The organism is Vreelandella zhuhanensis (assembly GCF_009793355.1).
Taxonomy (GTDB): domain Bacteria; phylum Pseudomonadota; class Gammaproteobacteria; order Pseudomonadales; family Halomonadaceae; genus Vreelandella; species Vreelandella zhuhanensis.
On record NZ_WTKP01000008.1, the window covers coordinates 215,771 to 232,134 of the forward strand.

Consider the following 16,364-nt stretch of genomic DNA (forward strand, 5'->3'; position numbering starts at 1 on the left):
AGACTGCCCTCAGATTTCCCTTTGCCATCGCAGGGTCTTGCTACTGACTGCGTTAACGTTACGAGGATAGAGCATGCAAGAAGCACGTCATGAACGTTTGATTATTCTGGGTTCCGGCCCGGCTGGTTATACCGCAGCCGTTTATGCTGCCAGGGCGAACCTCAAGCCGCTGTTGATTACCGGTATTCAGGCCGGTGGACAGCTGACCACGACGACCGATGTGGATAACTGGCCGGGAGACGCCCAGGGCGTGCAAGGGCCGGAATTGATGGAGCGCATGAAACAGCATGCCGAACGCTTCGAGACGGAGGTGCTGTTCGACCACATCAATGCGGTCGATCTCAGCGAAAAACCGTTCACCTTGAAAGGCGATAGCGGTGCTTACACCTGTGATGCCTTGATCATTGCCACCGGTGCCAGCGCTCGCTACCTGGGTCTGGAAAGCGAACAGCAGTTCATGGGGCAGGGCGTATCGGCTTGTGCCACCTGTGACGGGTTTTTCTATCGCAATCAAGAAGTGGTGGTAGTGGGCGGCGGCAATACCGCAGTGGAAGAAGCGTTATATCTGGCCAATATCGCCTCGAAAGTTACCCTGGTGCATCGCCGCGACACGCTTCGTGCAGAGAAGATCCTGCAAGACAAGCTGATGGAAAAGGTCGAGGCCGGCAAGATTGTCTTGGAGTGGTTTCAGCAGGTGGATGAAGTGCTGGGCGACAACACCGGTGTGACCGGGGTGCGTTTGAAATCGACGCGTGATGGAAGCCTCAAGGAAGTCAACGCTCCGGGCCTGTTCATCGCGATCGGCCATAGCCCGAACACCGCCATTTTCAATGACCAATTGGAGATGACGGGAGGCTACATCAAGGTGCACTCCGGGTTGGAAGGCAATGCCACGGCCACCACCGTGCCGGGTGTGTTTGCCTGTGGTGACGTGATGGATCATGTGTATCGCCAAGCGATTACTTCCGCCGGTAGCGGCTGCATGGCGGCGCTGGATGCCGAACGCTATCTGGATGACTTATGAGTCGTCGCTGAATCGTTCTGAATACCCAGCAAACAGGGCTCAAGGCGGGCAGGGAATGTCCGCCTTTACCCTCACGCGGCCAAGCTGGCTGAGGATCACCTCGCTGCCATTACCTTGGGCGGGGCATACCGTAAAGCGACCATTGTAGCCACTGGCATGGCCTAGAATGTCATAACGCATACGCTTCCATTCGCGATTGTAGGTGACAGTGACATGGGGGGTGGCCGGGAGCGTACGCAAGATCGTGTCAGCGCTGAACCCATCGCTTCCGCTCGGGTCGTCAATGATCATCAAGGGGCCGCTCCAGTTGTTTTCACAGGCATCGCCGCCTGCATTCGCCGGGCAAAGAGTAATTTTGCTCTGGCGTGTAATCGCTGTGTTGCGCGCCAGTGTAAGCGCCCTCTTGATTCGCATCACCTCGCTGCTGAGTGCCGTTCGTTCTCCCAATGCTTGAAAGCTGGGAATGCCCCAAGTCGCTATAATGGCGACCAATGACAGGACGATGAGAAGTTCGATCAAGGTCAGGCCGTGCTGAGCATGGCTGTAGTTCTCTGGGTGTCGTTTGTTGTACATGCGTCACTCCCGGACACTTGACCTGGCCTTCGCTGGGGTTATGCTCGTCTCTCAAGGCACGGTCGGGGGGTAGTCTTATTGACCTTAGCTCGTAACCCCTCTTTTTTTGTAAGCCAAAGCGGATAATAGTGTGAGAGATTTCCTGATTATTGGTGGCGGCATTATCGGAATGCTGACCACATTACAGCTGGCCGATGCCGGCCACTCTGTCACTCTGGTGGAACGAGGTGCCTGTGGCCAGGAGGCCTCCTGGGCCGGGGGAGGTATCGTCTCACCGCTGTATCCGTGGCGTTATTCCGGGCCGATTTCTCGTCTGTCACGTTGGTCGGAAGGGGCCTATCCTTCGCTTTCCCTGCGGCTTCTGGAAGAAACCGGAATCGACCCCGAATACCGTCAGAAGGGACTTTTGTACCTGAGCGTAAAGGATGAGCAGGAAGCACTGTCCTGGGCTCGCGAGATGGGCAAGCCACTGGAACGGGTGAATGGCGACTTCCTGTATGCCAAGGAGCCCCATGTCGCCCCGGGAATTGAGCAAGCACTTTGGATGCCGACCCTGGGTAGCGTACGTAACCCCCGCTTGGTACAGGCCTTGCGCGCGCGCCTGGCCGTCATGCAGCAGGTCAGCCTGCATGAGCAGTGCGCGGTACAGGGGTTTCAGCGACAGGGCACCCGCATTACCGGGGTGGTAACGCCTCAAGGCGTGATTCAGGGCGGCCAAGTGGTGGTCTGTGGCGGGGCTTGGGCGGCTTCTTTATTGGCAGAGCTTGAGGTGACAGTGCCGGTGCGCCCGGTGAAAGGGCAGATGATTGCCTATCAGACACCGCCGGGTTTGGTGAATCGCGTGATACTCAAGGATGGACGTTACGTGATTCCGCGGGCCGACGGCTTGCTGCTTGCCGGCTCGACCCTGGAAGAAACCGGCTTTGATAAAAGCACCGATGACGCTGCTCTGATGGCGTTACGCCAAAGTGCTGAAGCTATCGTGCCCGAACTTGCCCAATGCAAGGTGGCGCATCAATGGGCAGGCTTGCGGCCGGGCTCACCCGACAACCTGCCGTTCATTGGTGCTGTGCCGGGGTGGGAAAACCTGCATGTCAATGCCGGGCATTATCGCAATGGCCTGGTATTGGCGCCTGCGGCCACCCATTTGCTGGTGGATCAGTTGCTCGGGCGTGAGCCGCTTGTCGACCCGGCGCCGTATCAGCTTACGCCTGTACGCTTGGCCGACAAGCCGGAAAGCGCTTAACCTCAATTCTGGTTGTCTTCGTTCTGGGTCTGTTCCTGAAGGTAGCGGTCACGATGAGCGCTGGAGCAGAACCACTGGCCCTGTTCGCGAAGGGCTTCATCTTCGGGAACATGCACCTCGCACCAACGACAGCGCACCATCTGGCCGCCTTCGTGGCGGTCTTCCTTTTCCAGCAAGGCCTCCCGATCGAGTTTCCATTGGCGATACATGCCGTATAACTTCAAACCGGCAAAGAACAGCACAGCAAAAATAATCAAACGAATGATCAATAGGTTCATCCTTTTATAACTCCCAGGTTGGGAATAAATTGCTCACTCAGGCCTTTGCCAGGCGGCGGCCCTTGCGTGACAATGCATGATGACCTGGATTCTCAAGAGATTTCTACGCCCATGCAAGATTTAACGCTGGTAATGGCGCAACTCGATCCCCTGGTAGGGGATATTCCCGGTAATGCGGACCGGGCCATCGAGGCGGTACGCGAAGCCCGGATTGAGCACGGCGCTGATATTGTGGTATTTCCCGAACTGTTTCTTTCGGGCTATCCCCCGGAGGATCTGTTGCTGAGGCCTTCGATGGAGGCGCGCTTGCGCCATGCCCGTGCGCATATGGCGGAAAAGATGGCGCGTGACGTACTGGTAATCATCGGTTACCCCGGAGTGCGTGAAGGCAAGCGCTATAATCTGGCGGGACTGCTGCATGATGGCCAATGGCAAGCCGAATACGCCAAGCAGGCACTGCCCAATTATGAGGTGTTCGATGAGCAGCGTTATTTCCTGCCGGGAACGACGCCGCTGGTATTCGAGCATAAGGGGGCATCGCTGGGCATTCTGATCTGTGAAGATCTATGGGATGGCGGGCCAGTGCAAGCGGCGTGCGATGCCGGAGCCGATATCCTGGTTAGTTTGAATGCCTCGCCTTTTCATCATGATAAACCCACCGAACGGCGGCGCTTGCTGGAACAGCATGCTCAGGACGTTCAGCGGCCCATTGTCTACGTCAATACGATAGGCGGCCAGGACGAGCTGGTCTTCGACGGCGGTTCCAGCTGTATGGACGGCGTTGGCCAGCTGCAAGTGTTGGCGCCTTGCTGGCAGGCGGGGTTGATGCCAGTCCAGTTCGTGCAGAACGAGGATGGCTGGGTGCCGCAGTCGGGTGAGATCGAGCCCGAGGTGGACGCTGAAGAAACGCTTTACTGCGCATTGGTCACCGGCGTACGCGATTACGTCAATAAAAGTGGTTTCAAGGGCGTGGTGCTGGGACTTTCCGGGGGCATCGATTCGGCGCTTTCTCTGGCGATTGCGGTGGATGCCCTGGGGCCACAGCGGGTGCAGGCGGTGATGATGCCCTATCACTATACGGCTGACATCTCGAAAGCCGATGCCGCGCAACAGGCTGAGTTGCTGGGGGTACATTACGAGATCATGCCGATCGAGCCGATGGTCGATGCCTTCATGGCGACGCTGGCGGAAAGCTTCGCCGGTACCGAGCGCGATACCACCGAGGAGAATCTTCAGTCACGGTGCCGTGGGGTGGTGTTGATGGCGATTTCCAACAAGAAAGGCCTGATGGTACTGACTACCGGCAATAAGAGCGAAATGGCAGTCGGCTACGCGACACTCTATGGTGACATGGTGGGGGGCTACAACGCCCTCAAGGATGTCTACAAGAGTTGGGTGTATCGTTTGGCTCGCTGGCGTAATACCCAGTCTTTGGCGATTCCTGAGCGCGTCATCGAACGCCCACCGAGTGCCGAGCTGGCGCCGGACCAACAGGATAGCGATTCACTGCCGGGTTACGACGTGCTCGATGCGATACTGATGCGATATATCGAAGGCGACATGAGCGCCGAGGCGATTATCGATGCGGGCTATAAAGAAGAAGATGTCTATCAGGTCGTCAAACTGGTGGATCGTAGCGAGTATAAGCGTCGCCAGGCCCCGGTCGGAGTGAGGGTAACCCCGCGTGGCTTCGGCCGTGACCGGCGTTATCCCATCGTCAATGGGTGGCAGCCGGGCGAATAGCAACCGCTTCGGCAAATGCCTTCTGGGCCGCAAAAAAAAACCACGCTTCGGCGTGGTTTGAGAAAAACTGCCCTGCACAAGGCAGTTTAAAAAATGCTTGGACAAGCTTAATTCAAGGGGGTGCGCATGCTGAGATACTTCGGCTGGAAGCGCCGGCCATCGAGTTGGTCATGGTCAGGAGCGTTTTCGATCAGAACCGCTAAGGTCTCTTTAGCGCGGTCGCGCATTTCCAGACCCAGATAGCCTTCCACCATGGTCGCCAGGGCATCACGGGTGGCATTGGATTCGGGGTAGTTTTCCACCACCCAGCGCCCGCGTTCCACCGCGGCCAGGTAAGCCCCCTTGCGCAGGTAGTAATCGGCCACATGCAGTTCATGGCGGGCCAGGATATCGCGCAGATAGACAATACGCTGTCGGGCATCGGCCACGTATTCGCTTTGCGGATAACGCTGAATCAGCTCGCGAAAATCCTGGTAGGCATCCCGGGATGCGCCGAGGTCACGTTTGGAAATGTCGATCAAGCGTAGGCGCTCAAGGCTGAAGCGCCCTGCCTGCCAAGCCGCCAGGCCACGCAGGTAATAGGCATAATCCACCTGGGAATGGTCCGGGTGCAGACGAATGAAGCGGCTGGCGGCTGCTCGGGCGGCTTCCCATTCTCCATTTTCATAATAGGCGTAGATCAGCTCCAACTGGGCCTGTTCGGCATGCACACCGAAGGGATAGCGTGTATCCAGCGCCTCAAGCTTTTCAGTCGCAGTAGCAAAGCGTCCGCTATCCAGCGCTGAGCGAGCTTGTTCGTAGAGCTCACGTTCGGCAACGTTGGCATATTCATCGTCGTCGGCATTGTTGGTATCGTTGCTGGCGCACCCGGCCAGCAAGGCAATAGCCAGCGTCAGGGCGGCAACACGGGTGGCAGCGGAAGAAACGCGCATGGTAGTCCTCATGTCAAACCAGCCGTCATCGGCAAAAAGCCAAAGCGGCCGTGATAGAATCAGTGGCAATTCGCCCACTATAAATCACCTCGACATAAAACGCAGGCCTTCCGGTCTTCGTGAATCATGTCGTCATCAAGGGGATCAACCCGCATGCCTCGGATTCTTGAAGCCAAACACCGCGTACCCGACACACTGGCAGGGTCGCGGCTCGATCAGGTGGCGGTGGAGTTGTTCGACGGCCACTCGCGGGAACGCTTGAAAGGCTGGATCAAGACCGGCGAGCTAAGCGTCGACGGTCTGCAGGCCAAGCCCAAGGACAAACTGCACGGTGGCGAGTACCTGGCTTTGCACGCCACCTTGGAAGACGATATGCGCTTCGAGGCGGAAGACATTCCGCTTGCCATCGTGTTCGAAGATGAACATGTCATCGTCATCGACAAGCCCGCGGGGTTGGTGGTGCACCCCGCCGCAGGTAATGCCAGCGGGACACTGCTCAATGCGCTGTTGCACCATTGTCCGACGCTGGCACAGATTCCGCGGGCGGGCATCGTGCATCGTCTGGACAAGGATACGACCGGGCTGATGGTAGTGGCCAAGACACTCACGGCACAGACGGCGCTGGTCGAACAGCTCCAGGCACGCACCATGTCACGCCATTACGATGCCGTGATCATCGGTACACCGGTGGCGGGTGGCAAGGTGGACGCACCGATTGGCCGGCATCCCAAGGATCGCAAGCGCCAGGCGGTCAATGCCTCGGGAAAGCCTGCGGTGACCCATTACCGGGTAGTGGAGCGTTTTCGTGCCCACACTCATGTGCGTTGCAAGCTGGAGACCGGGCGCACTCACCAAATTCGTGTGCATATGGCGCATCAGCGCTATCCTCTGATTGGTGACCCTGTCTACGGCGGCCGGGCAAAGCTGCCACCGGGCGCTGCATTGCCGCTCAAGGAGATTCTGCGTGAATTCCCGCGTCAGGCATTGCATGCTCGCAAGCTCGCTTTTGTGCATCCTGAAAGTGGTAATGACGTCAGCTTTCTTGCGCCATTGCCAGACGATCTGTTGATGCTGCTGGACTACTTGCGTGAAGACAGCGAGACGATGCGATGAGTGATGCCATAGAACTGCACCCGACACTGATTAAGCCCGACTGGCCGGCACCGGCCAATGTGCGTGCTTTTGTCACTACCCGCGAGACCGGCCCCAGCCAAGGTGACTTCGCTGCTTTCAATCCGGCCCAGCATGTCGGCGACAACCCGGCGCATGTGGCGCTTTGCCGCCGTTTGCTGCACAAGGTGATCGGTGATGAGCGGCCTTTACTCTGGCTCAACCAGACCCATGGGGCGCGCATTCAGCAGCGTTACGAGGTGGATTGTCCCGAAGCCGATGCGGCGGTCGCCACAACGCAGGACTACGCTTGCGTGGTGTTGACCGCAGATTGTCTGCCGGTATTTTTCTGTGACCGAAACGGTACCCGCGTGGCCGTGGCGCATGCCGGCTGGCGGGGGCTTGCCGGCGGTGTGCTGGAAGCCACGGTGGCGGCACTGGGCGTTGCGGCAGAGGATGTCCTGGTGTGGCTGGGCCCGGCGATCTCCAATGCCCAGTTCGAAGTCGGGCCGGAAGTGCATAATGCCTTTGTTGCGGTGCATCCTGACGCGGAGGAGGCATTTGACCATAGCCCTTATCGCTTGGGTCATCACATGGCGGATCTTTATCGCCTGGCGCGCCTGCGCCTGGAAGCGCTGGGCGTCACCCAGATCAGTGGCGGGCACTTCTGTACGGCCTGCGAGCCACGCTTTTACTCCTATCGTTGCGATGAAGGGATCACCGGGCGGATGGCCAGTGTGATCTGGCTGGGTTGACATCCCTAGATGCATGGAATAACTGCTTCAATATCGCTTTCTTCCCCTTGAAACCCCTTTAAGCTGACGCCACTTAAGTTGTCAAGTCTTGAGTCAGTTAATGACGGTTTTTCAAGAGTGTTTTTTTAGCCTATGTTTCGGGTCAAGCGGTGCGTCCGAACGCATCGCCATCCAGGGAGGAAGTAGATGCGATTCGACAAGTTCACTGCCAAATTACAAAACGCCATTGCTGAGGCGCAGTCTTTGGCCGTCGGCCACGGACATAATCAGCTTGAGCCCGGCCACTTGCTGTTGGCCCTGCTGGATGAGCGAGATACCGGGATCAAGGCGCTGATTCAAAAAGCCGGTGGCAACGCTAGCCAGCTGCGCGATGGGTTGGTGGCGCATCTCGATGATCTGCCCAAGGTCAGCGAATTCACCGGCGATGTTCAGCCCTCGCGCGATCTGCTCAAGCTGTTCAATCTCACCGATCGAGAAGCCCAGAAACGTGGCGATCAATTTATCGCCAGCGAGCTGGTGCTGTTAGCTGCACTGGAAATGAGCCATCCGGTGAGCAAGCTATTGACTCACGCCGGGGTCAATCGCAAAGGCTTGGAAGCCGCTGTCGATAGCCTGCGTGGAGGAGAAACAGTCGATGACCCCAATGCCGAAGAGCAGCGCGAGGCGCTCAACAAGTACACACTGGATCTCAATCAGCGTGCCCTGGATGGCAAGCTTGATCCGGTAATCGGCCGCGATGATGAAATTCGTCGCACCATTCAAGTGCTTCAGCGGCGCACCAAGAACAACCCGGTGTTGATCGGGGAGCCGGGGGTGGGTAAAACCGCCATTGTCGAAGGGCTCGCCCAGCGTATCGTCAATGGTGAGGTACCGGAAGGCTTGAAAAACAAGCGCGTGCTGTCGCTGGACATGGGGTCGTTGCTGGCGGGCGCCAAGTTCCGCGGTGAATTCGAGGAGCGCTTGAAAGCGGTGCTCAAGGAGCTTTCCCAGGAAGAAGGGCGCGTGATCCTGTTTATCGATGAGCTGCACACCATGGTCGGGGCTGGCAAGGCTGAAGGGGCCATGGATGCGGGCAATATGCTCAAGCCCGCCTTGGCTCGCGGTGAACTTCACTGCGTGGGTGCCACCACTCTTGATGAATATCGCAAGTACATCGAAAAAGACGCTGCCTTGGAACGGCGTTTCCAGAAGGTATTGGTGGATGAACCTACCGAAGAAGATACCGTGGCGATCCTGCGTGGCTTGAAAGAACGTTATGAAGTCCATCATGGCGTAGACATTACCGACTCGGCGATTATTGCCGCGGCCAAGCTTTCCACGCGCTATATCACCGACCGCCAGTTGCCCGATAAGGCTATCGATTTGATCGATGAGGCGGCATCGCGTATCCGTATGGAGTTGGATTCCAAGCCTGAGGAAATGGATCGCCTTGATCGCCGCTTGATTCAGCTGAAGATGGAGCGTGAGGCGCTGAAAAAAGAGACCGATGAGGCGACGAAAAAGCGCTTGGAGGGTCTGGAAAACCAGATACATGACCTGGAACGCGAATACGCCGACCTCGATGAAATCTGGAAGGCGGAGAAAGCCAGTATCCAAGGGGCGGCTCAGTACAAGGCCGAGCTTGAACAGGCGCGTACTGACCTGGAGCAGGCCCGCCGCCAGAGCGATCTGGGGCGTATGTCGGAGCTTCAGTACGGCAAGATTCCAGAGCTTGAAAAGAAAATAGCCGAAAGCAACGATACCGCGGCGGATACCGCTAGCCATCAGCTGCTGCGTTCCAACGTCACCGAGGAAGAAATTGCCGAAGTGGTCTCGCGCTGGACCGGGATCCCCGTGACCAAGATGCTCGAAGGTGAGCGCGACAAGTTGCTGCGCATGGAAGAGGCGCTGCATCAGCGGGTTATCGGCCAGGAAGAGGCGGTGGAAGCGGTATCCAATGCGGTACGTCGTTCGCGTGCTGGTCTTTCTGACCCCAATCGCCCCAACGGTTCGTTCCTGTTCCTGGGCCCCACCGGCGTGGGCAAGACCGAGCTTTGCAAGTCGCTGGCCAACTTTTTGTTCGACACCGAAGAAGCCATGGTGCGTATCGACATGTCCGAGTTCATGGAGAAGCACTCCGTGGCACGGCTGATCGGCGCGCCTCCCGGCTATGTCGGTTACGAGGAGGGTGGTTACCTCACCGAAGCCGTGCGGCGTAAGCCGTATTCGGTGTTGCTGCTCGATGAGGTCGAAAAGGCCCATCCGGATGTGTTCAACATCTTGCTGCAGGTGCTCGAAGACGGTCGCCTGACCGATGGCCAGGGGCGCACGGTAGACTTTCGCAACACCGTGATCGTGATGACCTCCAACATGGGCTCGGACATCATCCAACGCATGGGTGGCGAAGAGACCGACTATCAGCAGATGAAGGACATGGTCATGGCGGTGGTGGGCGATCACTTCCGCCCCGAACTTATCAACCGCATCGATGAGGTCGTGGTCTTTCATGCCCTGGGTCAGGAGCAGATTCAGGCCATTGCCGGTATTCAGCTTGAGCGCTTGAAGGCACGTCTGGCCGAACATGACCTCAAGCTCGAAGTCAGTGACGATGCAATGGCGCAACTCGCGGTAATAGGCTTTGACCCGGTATTCGGGGCGCGGCCGCTCAAGCGGGCGATTCAGAGCCGTATTGAAAACCCGCTGGCGCAAGATCTGTTGGCAGGCAAGTTTGCCCCGGGCGAGACCATTCGTATTTCCGCTGAAGAAGGTAAACTCATTTTCGGCAGCTGACCTCTTGGCAGGTGCTTTGTTGAGTTTCTGCCCCGCCCGGCTTAAGCCTGGCGGGGCTTTTTATATGCCTTTCTTGCTAGACGATGGGTGAGCTTGGGCGTTTGACGGTTGACATGCTGACAGCGCTAATGGAATCTTGACGCTTCCTGATTGCGGGCGCGGATCGAAGGGCAACCCCCAACTCCCGCGCGAAGGGTAGGCCAAGCGGCCTTTACCCGCCGAAGGACTTCCGGGTTTGGGTCAACCGCCCAACCTGGCCAACGCCCCGACGCGGCAATCCGCCGTGATGAGAGTGCAGGCCCCAACCGGGCCGAAAACTGCCAGGGTTTGGCATCAGGTGCCGGCACGGCCGGCAGTGGCATACCGCCGCACTCGACCCCGTGTTCCTTCAGTGAATACGGATCGCACTCGAGACCTCCAGGGGAGAAACACAGTGGAACTGCTTTCCGGCGCAGATATGATCGCCCGCTTCTTGCAAGATGAGGGCGTTGAGTACATTTATGGTTATCCCGGTGGGGCCGCGCTACATATTTATGATGCGCTGTTCCGTCAAGACAAGGTGAAGCACATTCTGGTGCGTCACGAACAGGCCGCGACGCATGCCGCCGACGGCTATGCCCGCGCTTCGGGCAAGCCCGGTGTCGTGCTGGTGACATCAGGCCCTGGAGCCACCAATGCGGTGACCGGCATTGCCACCGCCTACATGGACTCGATTCCCATGGTGGTGCTTTGCGGCCAGGTGATGAGCCATCTGATCGGTGACGACGCCTTTCAGGAAACCGATATTGTCGGCGTGACCCGACCGATCGTGAAACACAGCTTTTCAATTCGGCACCCATCGGAAATTCCTGACGTATTGAAAAAGGCGTTCTATCTGGCAGCCACAGGGCGTCCCGGTCCGGTGGTGGTGGATATTCCCAAGGACATGACCGCTCCTACCGAGCGCTACGAGTACATCTACCCGAAAAAGGTCAAGATGCGCTCGTATAACCCGGTGACGCGTGGCCATACCGGCCAGATCAAGAAAGCGGTCGACATGATGCTCAAGGCCAAGCGGCCGGTGTTCTACACCGGTGGCGGCGTGGTGCTCGGCAAGGCCTGCGAAGGATTGACCGATCTGGTCCAGCGCCTTGATTACCCGATCACCACCACCTTGATGGGAATCGGCGCTTACCCGCAAAGTGACCGTCAGTGTCTGGGCTGGCTGGGAATGCACGGCTCCTATGAGTCGAACATGGCCATGCACCATGCTGATCTGGTGATTGCCATCGGGGCGCGCTTTGATGACCGTGTGACCAACAATACCTCCAAGTTCTGTCCTACGGCCAAGATCATTCATGTGGATATCGACCCCAGCTCGATCTCCAAGACGATACGCGCGGATGTACCCATCGTTGGCCCGGCGGCCAGCGTGATCAATGAAATGATCAGTCTGGTGCAGGGCCAAGACATCGCTAATCCCGATGCCTTGGCCCAGTGGTGGCAGCAGATCGATGGCTGGCGCGCAGAACGTGTGGGTAAGCTTTACGAGCCTTCTGACGGCGGCGTGTTGAAATCCCAGGAAGTGGTCGAGGCGTTATGCCGTGTCACGCATGGTGAAGCGTTCGTGACCACGGACGTTGGCCAGCATCAGATGTTCGCTGCCCAGTACTATAAGTTCGATAAACCCAATCGTCTGATCACCTCGGGAGGCTTGGGTACCATGGGGTTCGGTTTCCCCGCTGCCATGGGTATCAAACAGAGCTACCCTGACGATCACGTCGTCTGCGTGACGGGGGAAGGTAGTTTCCAGATGATGATGCAGGAGCTTTCCACCTGTAAGCAGTACGCCATCGGGGTGAAGATCGTCAATCTCAACAATGCCTCGCTGGGGATGGTGCGCCAGTGGCAGGATCTCAACTATAAGTCCCGCCATGCGCATTCCTACATGGAATCATTGCCGGACTTTCACAAGTTGATCGAGGCCTATGGCTTTACCGCTATTACGGTGAATACGCTGGATGAGCTTGAGCCGGCGCTTGAACGCGCCTTTGCCGATAAGCATGAGTTGGTGTTTCTGGACGTGAAGGTAGATCCGCACGAGCACGTTTATCCGATGCAGGTGCCTTTGGGCTCCATGCGCGACATGCTGCTTTCCAAGACGGAGCGAACCTGATGCGTCATATCATCTCGATTCTGATGGAAAACGAACCCGGCGCCCTGTCCCGCGTGGTGGGGTTGTTTTCCCAGCGTAATTTCAACATTGAAACCTTGAACGTGGCCGCGACGGAAGATCCGTCATTGTCGCGCTTGACGGTTACTACCGTGGGTGATGATCGGGTGATCGAGCAGATCACCAAGCATCTCAACAAGTTGATCGATGTGATCAAGTTGGTGGATCTCACCGAAGGTAATCATATCGAGCGCGAACTGATGTTGGTGAAAGTGAAGGCGCTAGGGGCGGCACGCGATGAAGTGAAGCGCACGGTGGATATTTTCCGGGCGCAGATCGTCGATGTCACGCCTAGCCTTTATACGGTTCAGATCACCGGCGACGCCACCAAGCTGGATGCGTTCTTGCAGGCAATGGGTCCGGTTGGAATATTGGAAGTGGCGCGTACCGGGGTGTCGGGCATCGCTCGTGGCGACAAGGTGCTGTCACTTTAACGCTTGTTATAAAAAAGCTTGCCGTAAGCAGTTGATATCCATCTGCGTTCTGCAAGCCTTGTATTGATTAGCCGCCTTCGGGGCGGCTTTTTCATGTTCGTTCATTGACTTCATCCCACAACGCCTGGGTCAGGGGGCTTTTCAAGCGCCGGTTCAGCACGCACAGCCCCACATCGTAGTGGGGGAGCTCGGGCTTGACCGCCAATATGCGTACCCGCTCGGCAAGGGGGCTGTTATCCAGCACAATTTTGGGCACCACACCTATGCCGAAACCCAGCCCGACCATGCTGACGATGGCTTCGTGACCGGCAACTTGGGCATAAATGCGGGGAGTGATACCTAGCGCCTTGAACCAGGTATCGGCATAGTCCCGCGAAAGGCCGGCCTCGGAAAGAATCATGGGGACATCTTGCCATTGAGTCGGTGTGGGGCTTTCCGGTGTATCAGGTACCCAGTTCATAGCCGCCCCGGTCTTCGTGAAAGGGGCGATAAACACCAAGGGTGAGCGAGTCAAGGACTTGAAAGCCAGGGATGGCGGAGGCACGCGCGGTCGTGGCGTAATCGCCATATCGTCGTCGCCTGCCAATACTCGTGCCATGGAATCTGCCGGGTCGCCGGTGTGAAGTTTCAATTCAACGCCGGGGTGACGGCTGCGAAAGGCACTGAGCAATTCGTAAAGAAAGCTGTAGCTGGCGGTCACCGAGCAATAAATGCTGATCTCGCCAGTGAGCTGTGTCGCCTCGGCGGCCAAGGTATGACGTAGTGCCTCCCATTGCTCGAGTGTGTCACGGGCGTAGCGTTGCAGAATCAGCCCTTGGCGAGTCAAGGCTACATGCCGGTTGTCGCGTTCAAAAAGGGGGGCGTCGAGCGCTTCTTCTAATTGCCGGATTGAGCGGCTCAGTGTCGAAGGGCTGACATGGCATAGCTCGCTGGCGCGGCCGAAATGCAGTGTTTCAGTCAGTGTCAGGAAGTGCTTGAGCTGGCGAAAGTCCATGGAAATCCACGTTGAGGTTATGTATTGCATATTATGCAATGCAGCGTTTCAAATATAGCGTTTTACGCAATAACTTGGCTGGCGTAGAGTTGGGCTCAGCGGCGTTACGCCTAGTATCCAACCACCTTTCCGGAGCACATCATGCGCGTTTTTTACGATAAAGATTGCGACCTTTCGTTGATCCAAGCCAAGAAAGTCACCATCGTCGGTTACGGCTCTCAGGGGCATGCCCATGCCAATAACCTGAAGGAATCCGGCGTTGATGTGACGGTTGCTCTGCGCAAGGGCTCTTCTTCCGCAGCCAAGGCTGAGGCGGCGGGTCTCAAGGTGGCTACTGTGCCTGAGGCCTGCAAAACCGCTGATGTAGTGATGATGCTTGCACCGGATGAAAATCAAAAAGCGATTTATGAGCAGGAAGTCGAGCCGAACCTGAAAGAAGGCGCTACCTTGGCTTTCGCCCACGGTTTCAATATTCACTATAACCAGATCGAGCCGCGTAAAGATCTCGACGTCATCATGATTGCACCCAAAGCGCCGGGCCATACCGTGCGTTCCGAGTTCGTCAAGGGCGGCGGTATCCCTGACCTTATCGCTATCCATCAAGATGCTTCCGGTAAGGCCAAGGAGCTTTCGCTGTCTTACGCCGCCGGCGTGGGTGGGGGTCGTAGCGGTATCATCGAGACAACTTTTAAAGACGAAACCGAAACGGATCTGTTCGGTGAGCAAGCCGTGCTGTGTGGTGGTGCGGTAGAGCTGGTCAAGGCCGGTTTCGAAACGCTGACTGAAGCAGGTTATGCGCCTGAAATGGCTTACTTTGAGTGTCTCCACGAACTCAAACTGATCGTCGACCTGATGTACGAGGGCGGCATTGCCAACATGAACTACTCCATCTCCAATAATGCGGAATATGGTGAGTACGTGACCGGCCCCGAGATCATTAACGACCAGTCACGCGCCGCGATGCGCAATGCACTCAAGCGCATCCAGACCGGTGAATATGCAAAAATGTTCATCAATGAAGGTAACAGCAACTATCCTTCGATGACCGCTCGCCGCCGTCTCAATGCAGAGCATGACATCGAGCAGGTCGGTGCCAAGCTTCGCGGTATGATGCCGTGGATTGCCGCGAATCAGTTGGTAGACAAATCCAAGAACTGATTTCCAGCAATCTGAGCTAGTGGCGGACAAGGGCGCGAATTATCGCGCCCTTGTTGCGTTTGTTCAGGCGTGTACTTCCTGCATCAATCTCACCGTGTAGAATGAAATCCATCACTGCTATGGTGAGCTCATTTTAAATGGACGACACGTATGACTCAGGAACCTCGTAATACGGAACAAGACCCCGGCGCTGATCGCGATACAGACAAGCAGGACGCCGTGGGTGGCAATGAAGACCTGACAGCAGCTTTTCTACGCGAGACAGAGGTTGTCGAAGAATCTGTCGAGGACGGGAAGAAGGTGCGTCGCAAGGGTATCTATTTACTACCTAACCTATTCACTACCTCCGCACTTTTCTCGGGTTTTTTTGCTGTGGTGGCTGGTATCAATGGTGATTTTGCCGCTGCCGCCGTGGCTATCTTCATCGCGATGGTGCTGGATGGGCTGGATGGCCGAGTCGCTCGCATGACCAATACCCAAAGTGCCTTCGGTGCGGAATATGACAGTCTATCGGATATGCTTTCTTTTGGAGTGGCGCCTGCGCTGGTGGCATTTACCTGGATACTGCAGGATATCGGTAAGACGGGTTGGGTCGTGGCCTTCTTGTATGTTGCCTGCGCCGCGCTGCGCCTGGCACGTTTCAATGTTCAAGTCGGCAGTACAGACAAGCGCTGGTTCATTGGCTTGCCCAGCCCTTCTGCTGCGGCCTTGATAGCTGCTTGTGTCTGGACGTTTTACCATTTCGATGCCGATGCACTGGGTTTCAAGCTGTTGATGCTGTTTGTTGTGGCCGCAGCAGCTGTCCTGATGGTGAGCAACATCCGTTATTACAGCTTCAAGGATGTCGATCTCAAAGGGCCAGTGCCCTTTGTGGTGCTATTGGCAGTAGTGATTGGCTTCGTTGTGATTTCTATCGAACCTTCCGTCATGCTGCTTCTGCTTTTCAGTGCTTACGTAATTTCGGGGCCAATATTGGCAATAATGCGCAAGGCAAAAGCTAGAAACTGAAGTTTTTTACACTAGGGGCTTGCCAGTGTCCCGGCCAGGAGGTAGAGTACGCATCCGCTGCCGGGAACGCCAGGCGTTTCCAGCGGTGGAGCTTGCTGAAAAGCAAGCAGTGTCAAGGGGTTAGCGCT

14 protein-coding genes are annotated in these 16,364 nt (G+C 56.9%); 10 read left to right on the plus strand and 4 right to left on the minus strand.

Features of this window, described 5'->3' with window-relative positions; genetic code table 11:
• The first annotated feature begins 73 nt into the window (after nucleotides 1-73).
• Nucleotides 74-1,024 (plus strand): thioredoxin-disulfide reductase, encoded by a 951-nt coding sequence (gene trxB / locus GPM19_RS12635; protein ID WP_160419380.1) that lies wholly within the window; start codon nucleotides 74-76, stop codon nucleotides 1,022-1,024.
• Between the two features lie 39 nt (nucleotides 1,025-1,063).
• Here trxB and GPM19_RS12640 read toward each other — a convergent pair whose 3' ends face one another.
• On the minus strand, nucleotides 1,064-1,597 hold the full coding sequence (locus tag GPM19_RS12640; RefSeq protein WP_160419381.1) for a GspH/FimT family pseudopilin: 534 nt from the start codon (nucleotides 1,595-1,597) through the stop codon (nucleotides 1,064-1,066).
• Between the two features lie 130 nt (nucleotides 1,598-1,727).
• On the opposite strand from GPM19_RS12640, the gene thiO reads away from it, so the two are divergent.
• On the plus strand, nucleotides 1,728-2,843 hold the full coding sequence (gene thiO / locus GPM19_RS12645; protein ID WP_160419382.1) for a glycine oxidase ThiO: 1,116 nt from the start codon (nucleotides 1,728-1,730) through the stop codon (nucleotides 2,841-2,843).
• Nucleotides 2,844-2,845: 2 nt separating this feature from the next.
• Here the strand turns inward: thiO and GPM19_RS12650 are convergent, their stop codons facing one another.
• Entirely contained in the window at nucleotides 2,846-3,121 is a 276-nt protein-coding gene (locus GPM19_RS12650; protein WP_160419383.1) for a PP0621 family protein, read from the minus strand.
• Between the two features lie 111 nt (nucleotides 3,122-3,232).
• On the opposite strand from GPM19_RS12650, the gene GPM19_RS12655 reads away from it, so the two are divergent.
• The gene (locus GPM19_RS12655) at nucleotides 3,233-4,864 is read left to right on the plus strand and encodes an NAD+ synthase (RefSeq protein ID WP_160419384.1); all 1,632 of its coding nucleotides are present in this window, start codon (nucleotides 3,233-3,235) and stop codon (nucleotides 4,862-4,864) included.
• Between the two features lie 107 nt (nucleotides 4,865-4,971).
• Here the strand turns inward: GPM19_RS12655 and GPM19_RS12660 are convergent, their stop codons facing one another.
• Nucleotides 4,972-5,796: an outer membrane protein assembly factor BamD gene (locus tag GPM19_RS12660; protein ID WP_160419385.1), complete on the minus strand. Its 825-nt coding sequence runs from the start codon at nucleotides 5,794-5,796 to the stop codon at nucleotides 4,972-4,974.
• A 153-nt stretch (nucleotides 5,797-5,949) separates the two neighbouring features.
• Between GPM19_RS12660 and rluD the strand changes: the two genes are divergently transcribed.
• The 5 genes from rluD (at nucleotide 5,950) to ilvN (ending at nucleotide 13,076) form a co-directional block, all read left to right on the plus strand.
• Nucleotides 5,950-6,909, plus strand: a complete 960-nt coding sequence (gene rluD, locus GPM19_RS12665) for a 23S rRNA pseudouridine(1911/1915/1917) synthase RluD (protein ID WP_160419386.1) — start codon at nucleotides 5,950-5,952, stop codon at nucleotides 6,907-6,909.
• The gene (gene pgeF, locus GPM19_RS12670) at nucleotides 6,906-7,661 is read left to right on the plus strand and encodes a peptidoglycan editing factor PgeF (protein WP_160419387.1); all 756 of its coding nucleotides are present in this window, start codon (nucleotides 6,906-6,908) and stop codon (nucleotides 7,659-7,661) included. Before rluD ends, pgeF begins: the two co-directional genes overlap by 4 nt.
• A gap of 186 nt (nucleotides 7,662-7,847) precedes the next feature.
• The gene (gene clpB, locus GPM19_RS12675) at nucleotides 7,848-10,430 is read left to right on the plus strand and encodes an ATP-dependent chaperone ClpB (protein ID WP_160419388.1); all 2,583 of its coding nucleotides are present in this window, start codon (nucleotides 7,848-7,850) and stop codon (nucleotides 10,428-10,430) included.
• A gap of 433 nt (nucleotides 10,431-10,863) precedes the next feature.
• Nucleotides 10,864-12,585, plus strand: a complete 1,722-nt coding sequence (locus GPM19_RS12680; RefSeq protein ID WP_160419389.1) for an acetolactate synthase 3 large subunit — start codon at nucleotides 10,864-10,866, stop codon at nucleotides 12,583-12,585.
• Complete coding sequence (ilvN, locus tag GPM19_RS12685) at nucleotides 12,585-13,076, plus strand: acetolactate synthase small subunit (RefSeq protein ID WP_114488629.1); 492 nt, start codon at nucleotides 12,585-12,587, stop codon at nucleotides 13,074-13,076. Before GPM19_RS12680 ends, ilvN begins: the two co-directional genes overlap by 1 nt.
• A gap of 91 nt (nucleotides 13,077-13,167) precedes the next feature.
• On the opposite strand, the gene ilvY is transcribed toward ilvN, so the two are convergent.
• Nucleotides 13,168-14,070, minus strand: coding sequence for an HTH-type transcriptional activator IlvY (gene ilvY / locus GPM19_RS12690; protein ID WP_160419390.1), 903 nt, complete (start codon nucleotides 14,068-14,070; stop codon nucleotides 13,168-13,170).
• A gap of 141 nt (nucleotides 14,071-14,211) precedes the next feature.
• Here ilvY and ilvC point away from each other — a divergent pair, with 141 nt between their 5' ends.
• Nucleotides 14,212-15,228, plus strand: coding sequence for a ketol-acid reductoisomerase (ilvC, locus tag GPM19_RS12695; RefSeq protein ID WP_160419391.1), 1,017 nt, complete (start codon nucleotides 14,212-14,214; stop codon nucleotides 15,226-15,228).
• 150 nt (nucleotides 15,229-15,378) lie between these two features.
• Nucleotides 15,379-16,236, plus strand: coding sequence for a CDP-diacylglycerol--serine O-phosphatidyltransferase (gene pssA / locus GPM19_RS12700; protein WP_160419392.1), 858 nt, complete (start codon nucleotides 15,379-15,381; stop codon nucleotides 16,234-16,236).
• Nucleotides 16,237-16,364 lie beyond the last annotated feature (128 nt).

Bases quoted from the DNA above. Each gene is read 5' to 3' on its own strand.
- pgeF (WP_160419387.1), top strand. From the start codon at position 6,906: ATGAGTGATGCCATAGAACTGCACCCGACACTGATTAAGCCCGACTGG.
- trxB (WP_160419380.1), top strand. From the start codon at position 74: ATGCAAGAAGCACGTCATGAACGTTTGATTATTCTGGGTTCCGGCCCG.
- GPM19_RS12655 (WP_160419384.1), top strand. From the start codon at position 3,233: ATGCAAGATTTAACGCTGGTAATGGCGCAACTCGATCCCCTGGTAGGG.
- GPM19_RS12660 (WP_160419385.1), bottom strand. From the start codon at position 5,796: ATGCGCGTTTCTTCCGCTGCCACCCGTGTTGCCGCCCTGACGCTGGCT.
- pssA (WP_160419392.1), top strand. From the start codon at position 15,379: ATGACTCAGGAACCTCGTAATACGGAACAAGACCCCGGCGCTGATCGC.
- GPM19_RS12650 (WP_160419383.1), bottom strand. From the start codon at position 3,121: ATGAACCTATTGATCATTCGTTTGATTATTTTTGCTGTGCTGTTCTTT.
- rluD (WP_160419386.1), top strand. From the start codon at position 5,950: ATGCCTCGGATTCTTGAAGCCAAACACCGCGTACCCGACACACTGGCA.
- ilvY (WP_160419390.1), bottom strand. From the start codon at position 14,070: ATGGACTTTCGCCAGCTCAAGCACTTCCTGACACTGACTGAAACACTG.
- ilvC (WP_160419391.1), top strand. From the start codon at position 14,212: ATGCGCGTTTTTTACGATAAAGATTGCGACCTTTCGTTGATCCAAGCC.
- clpB (WP_160419388.1), top strand. From the start codon at position 7,848: ATGCGATTCGACAAGTTCACTGCCAAATTACAAAACGCCATTGCTGAG.
- GPM19_RS12640 (WP_160419381.1), bottom strand. From the start codon at position 1,597: ATGTACAACAAACGACACCCAGAGAACTACAGCCATGCTCAGCACGGC.
- ilvN (WP_114488629.1), top strand. From the start codon at position 12,585: ATGCGTCATATCATCTCGATTCTGATGGAAAACGAACCCGGCGCCCTG.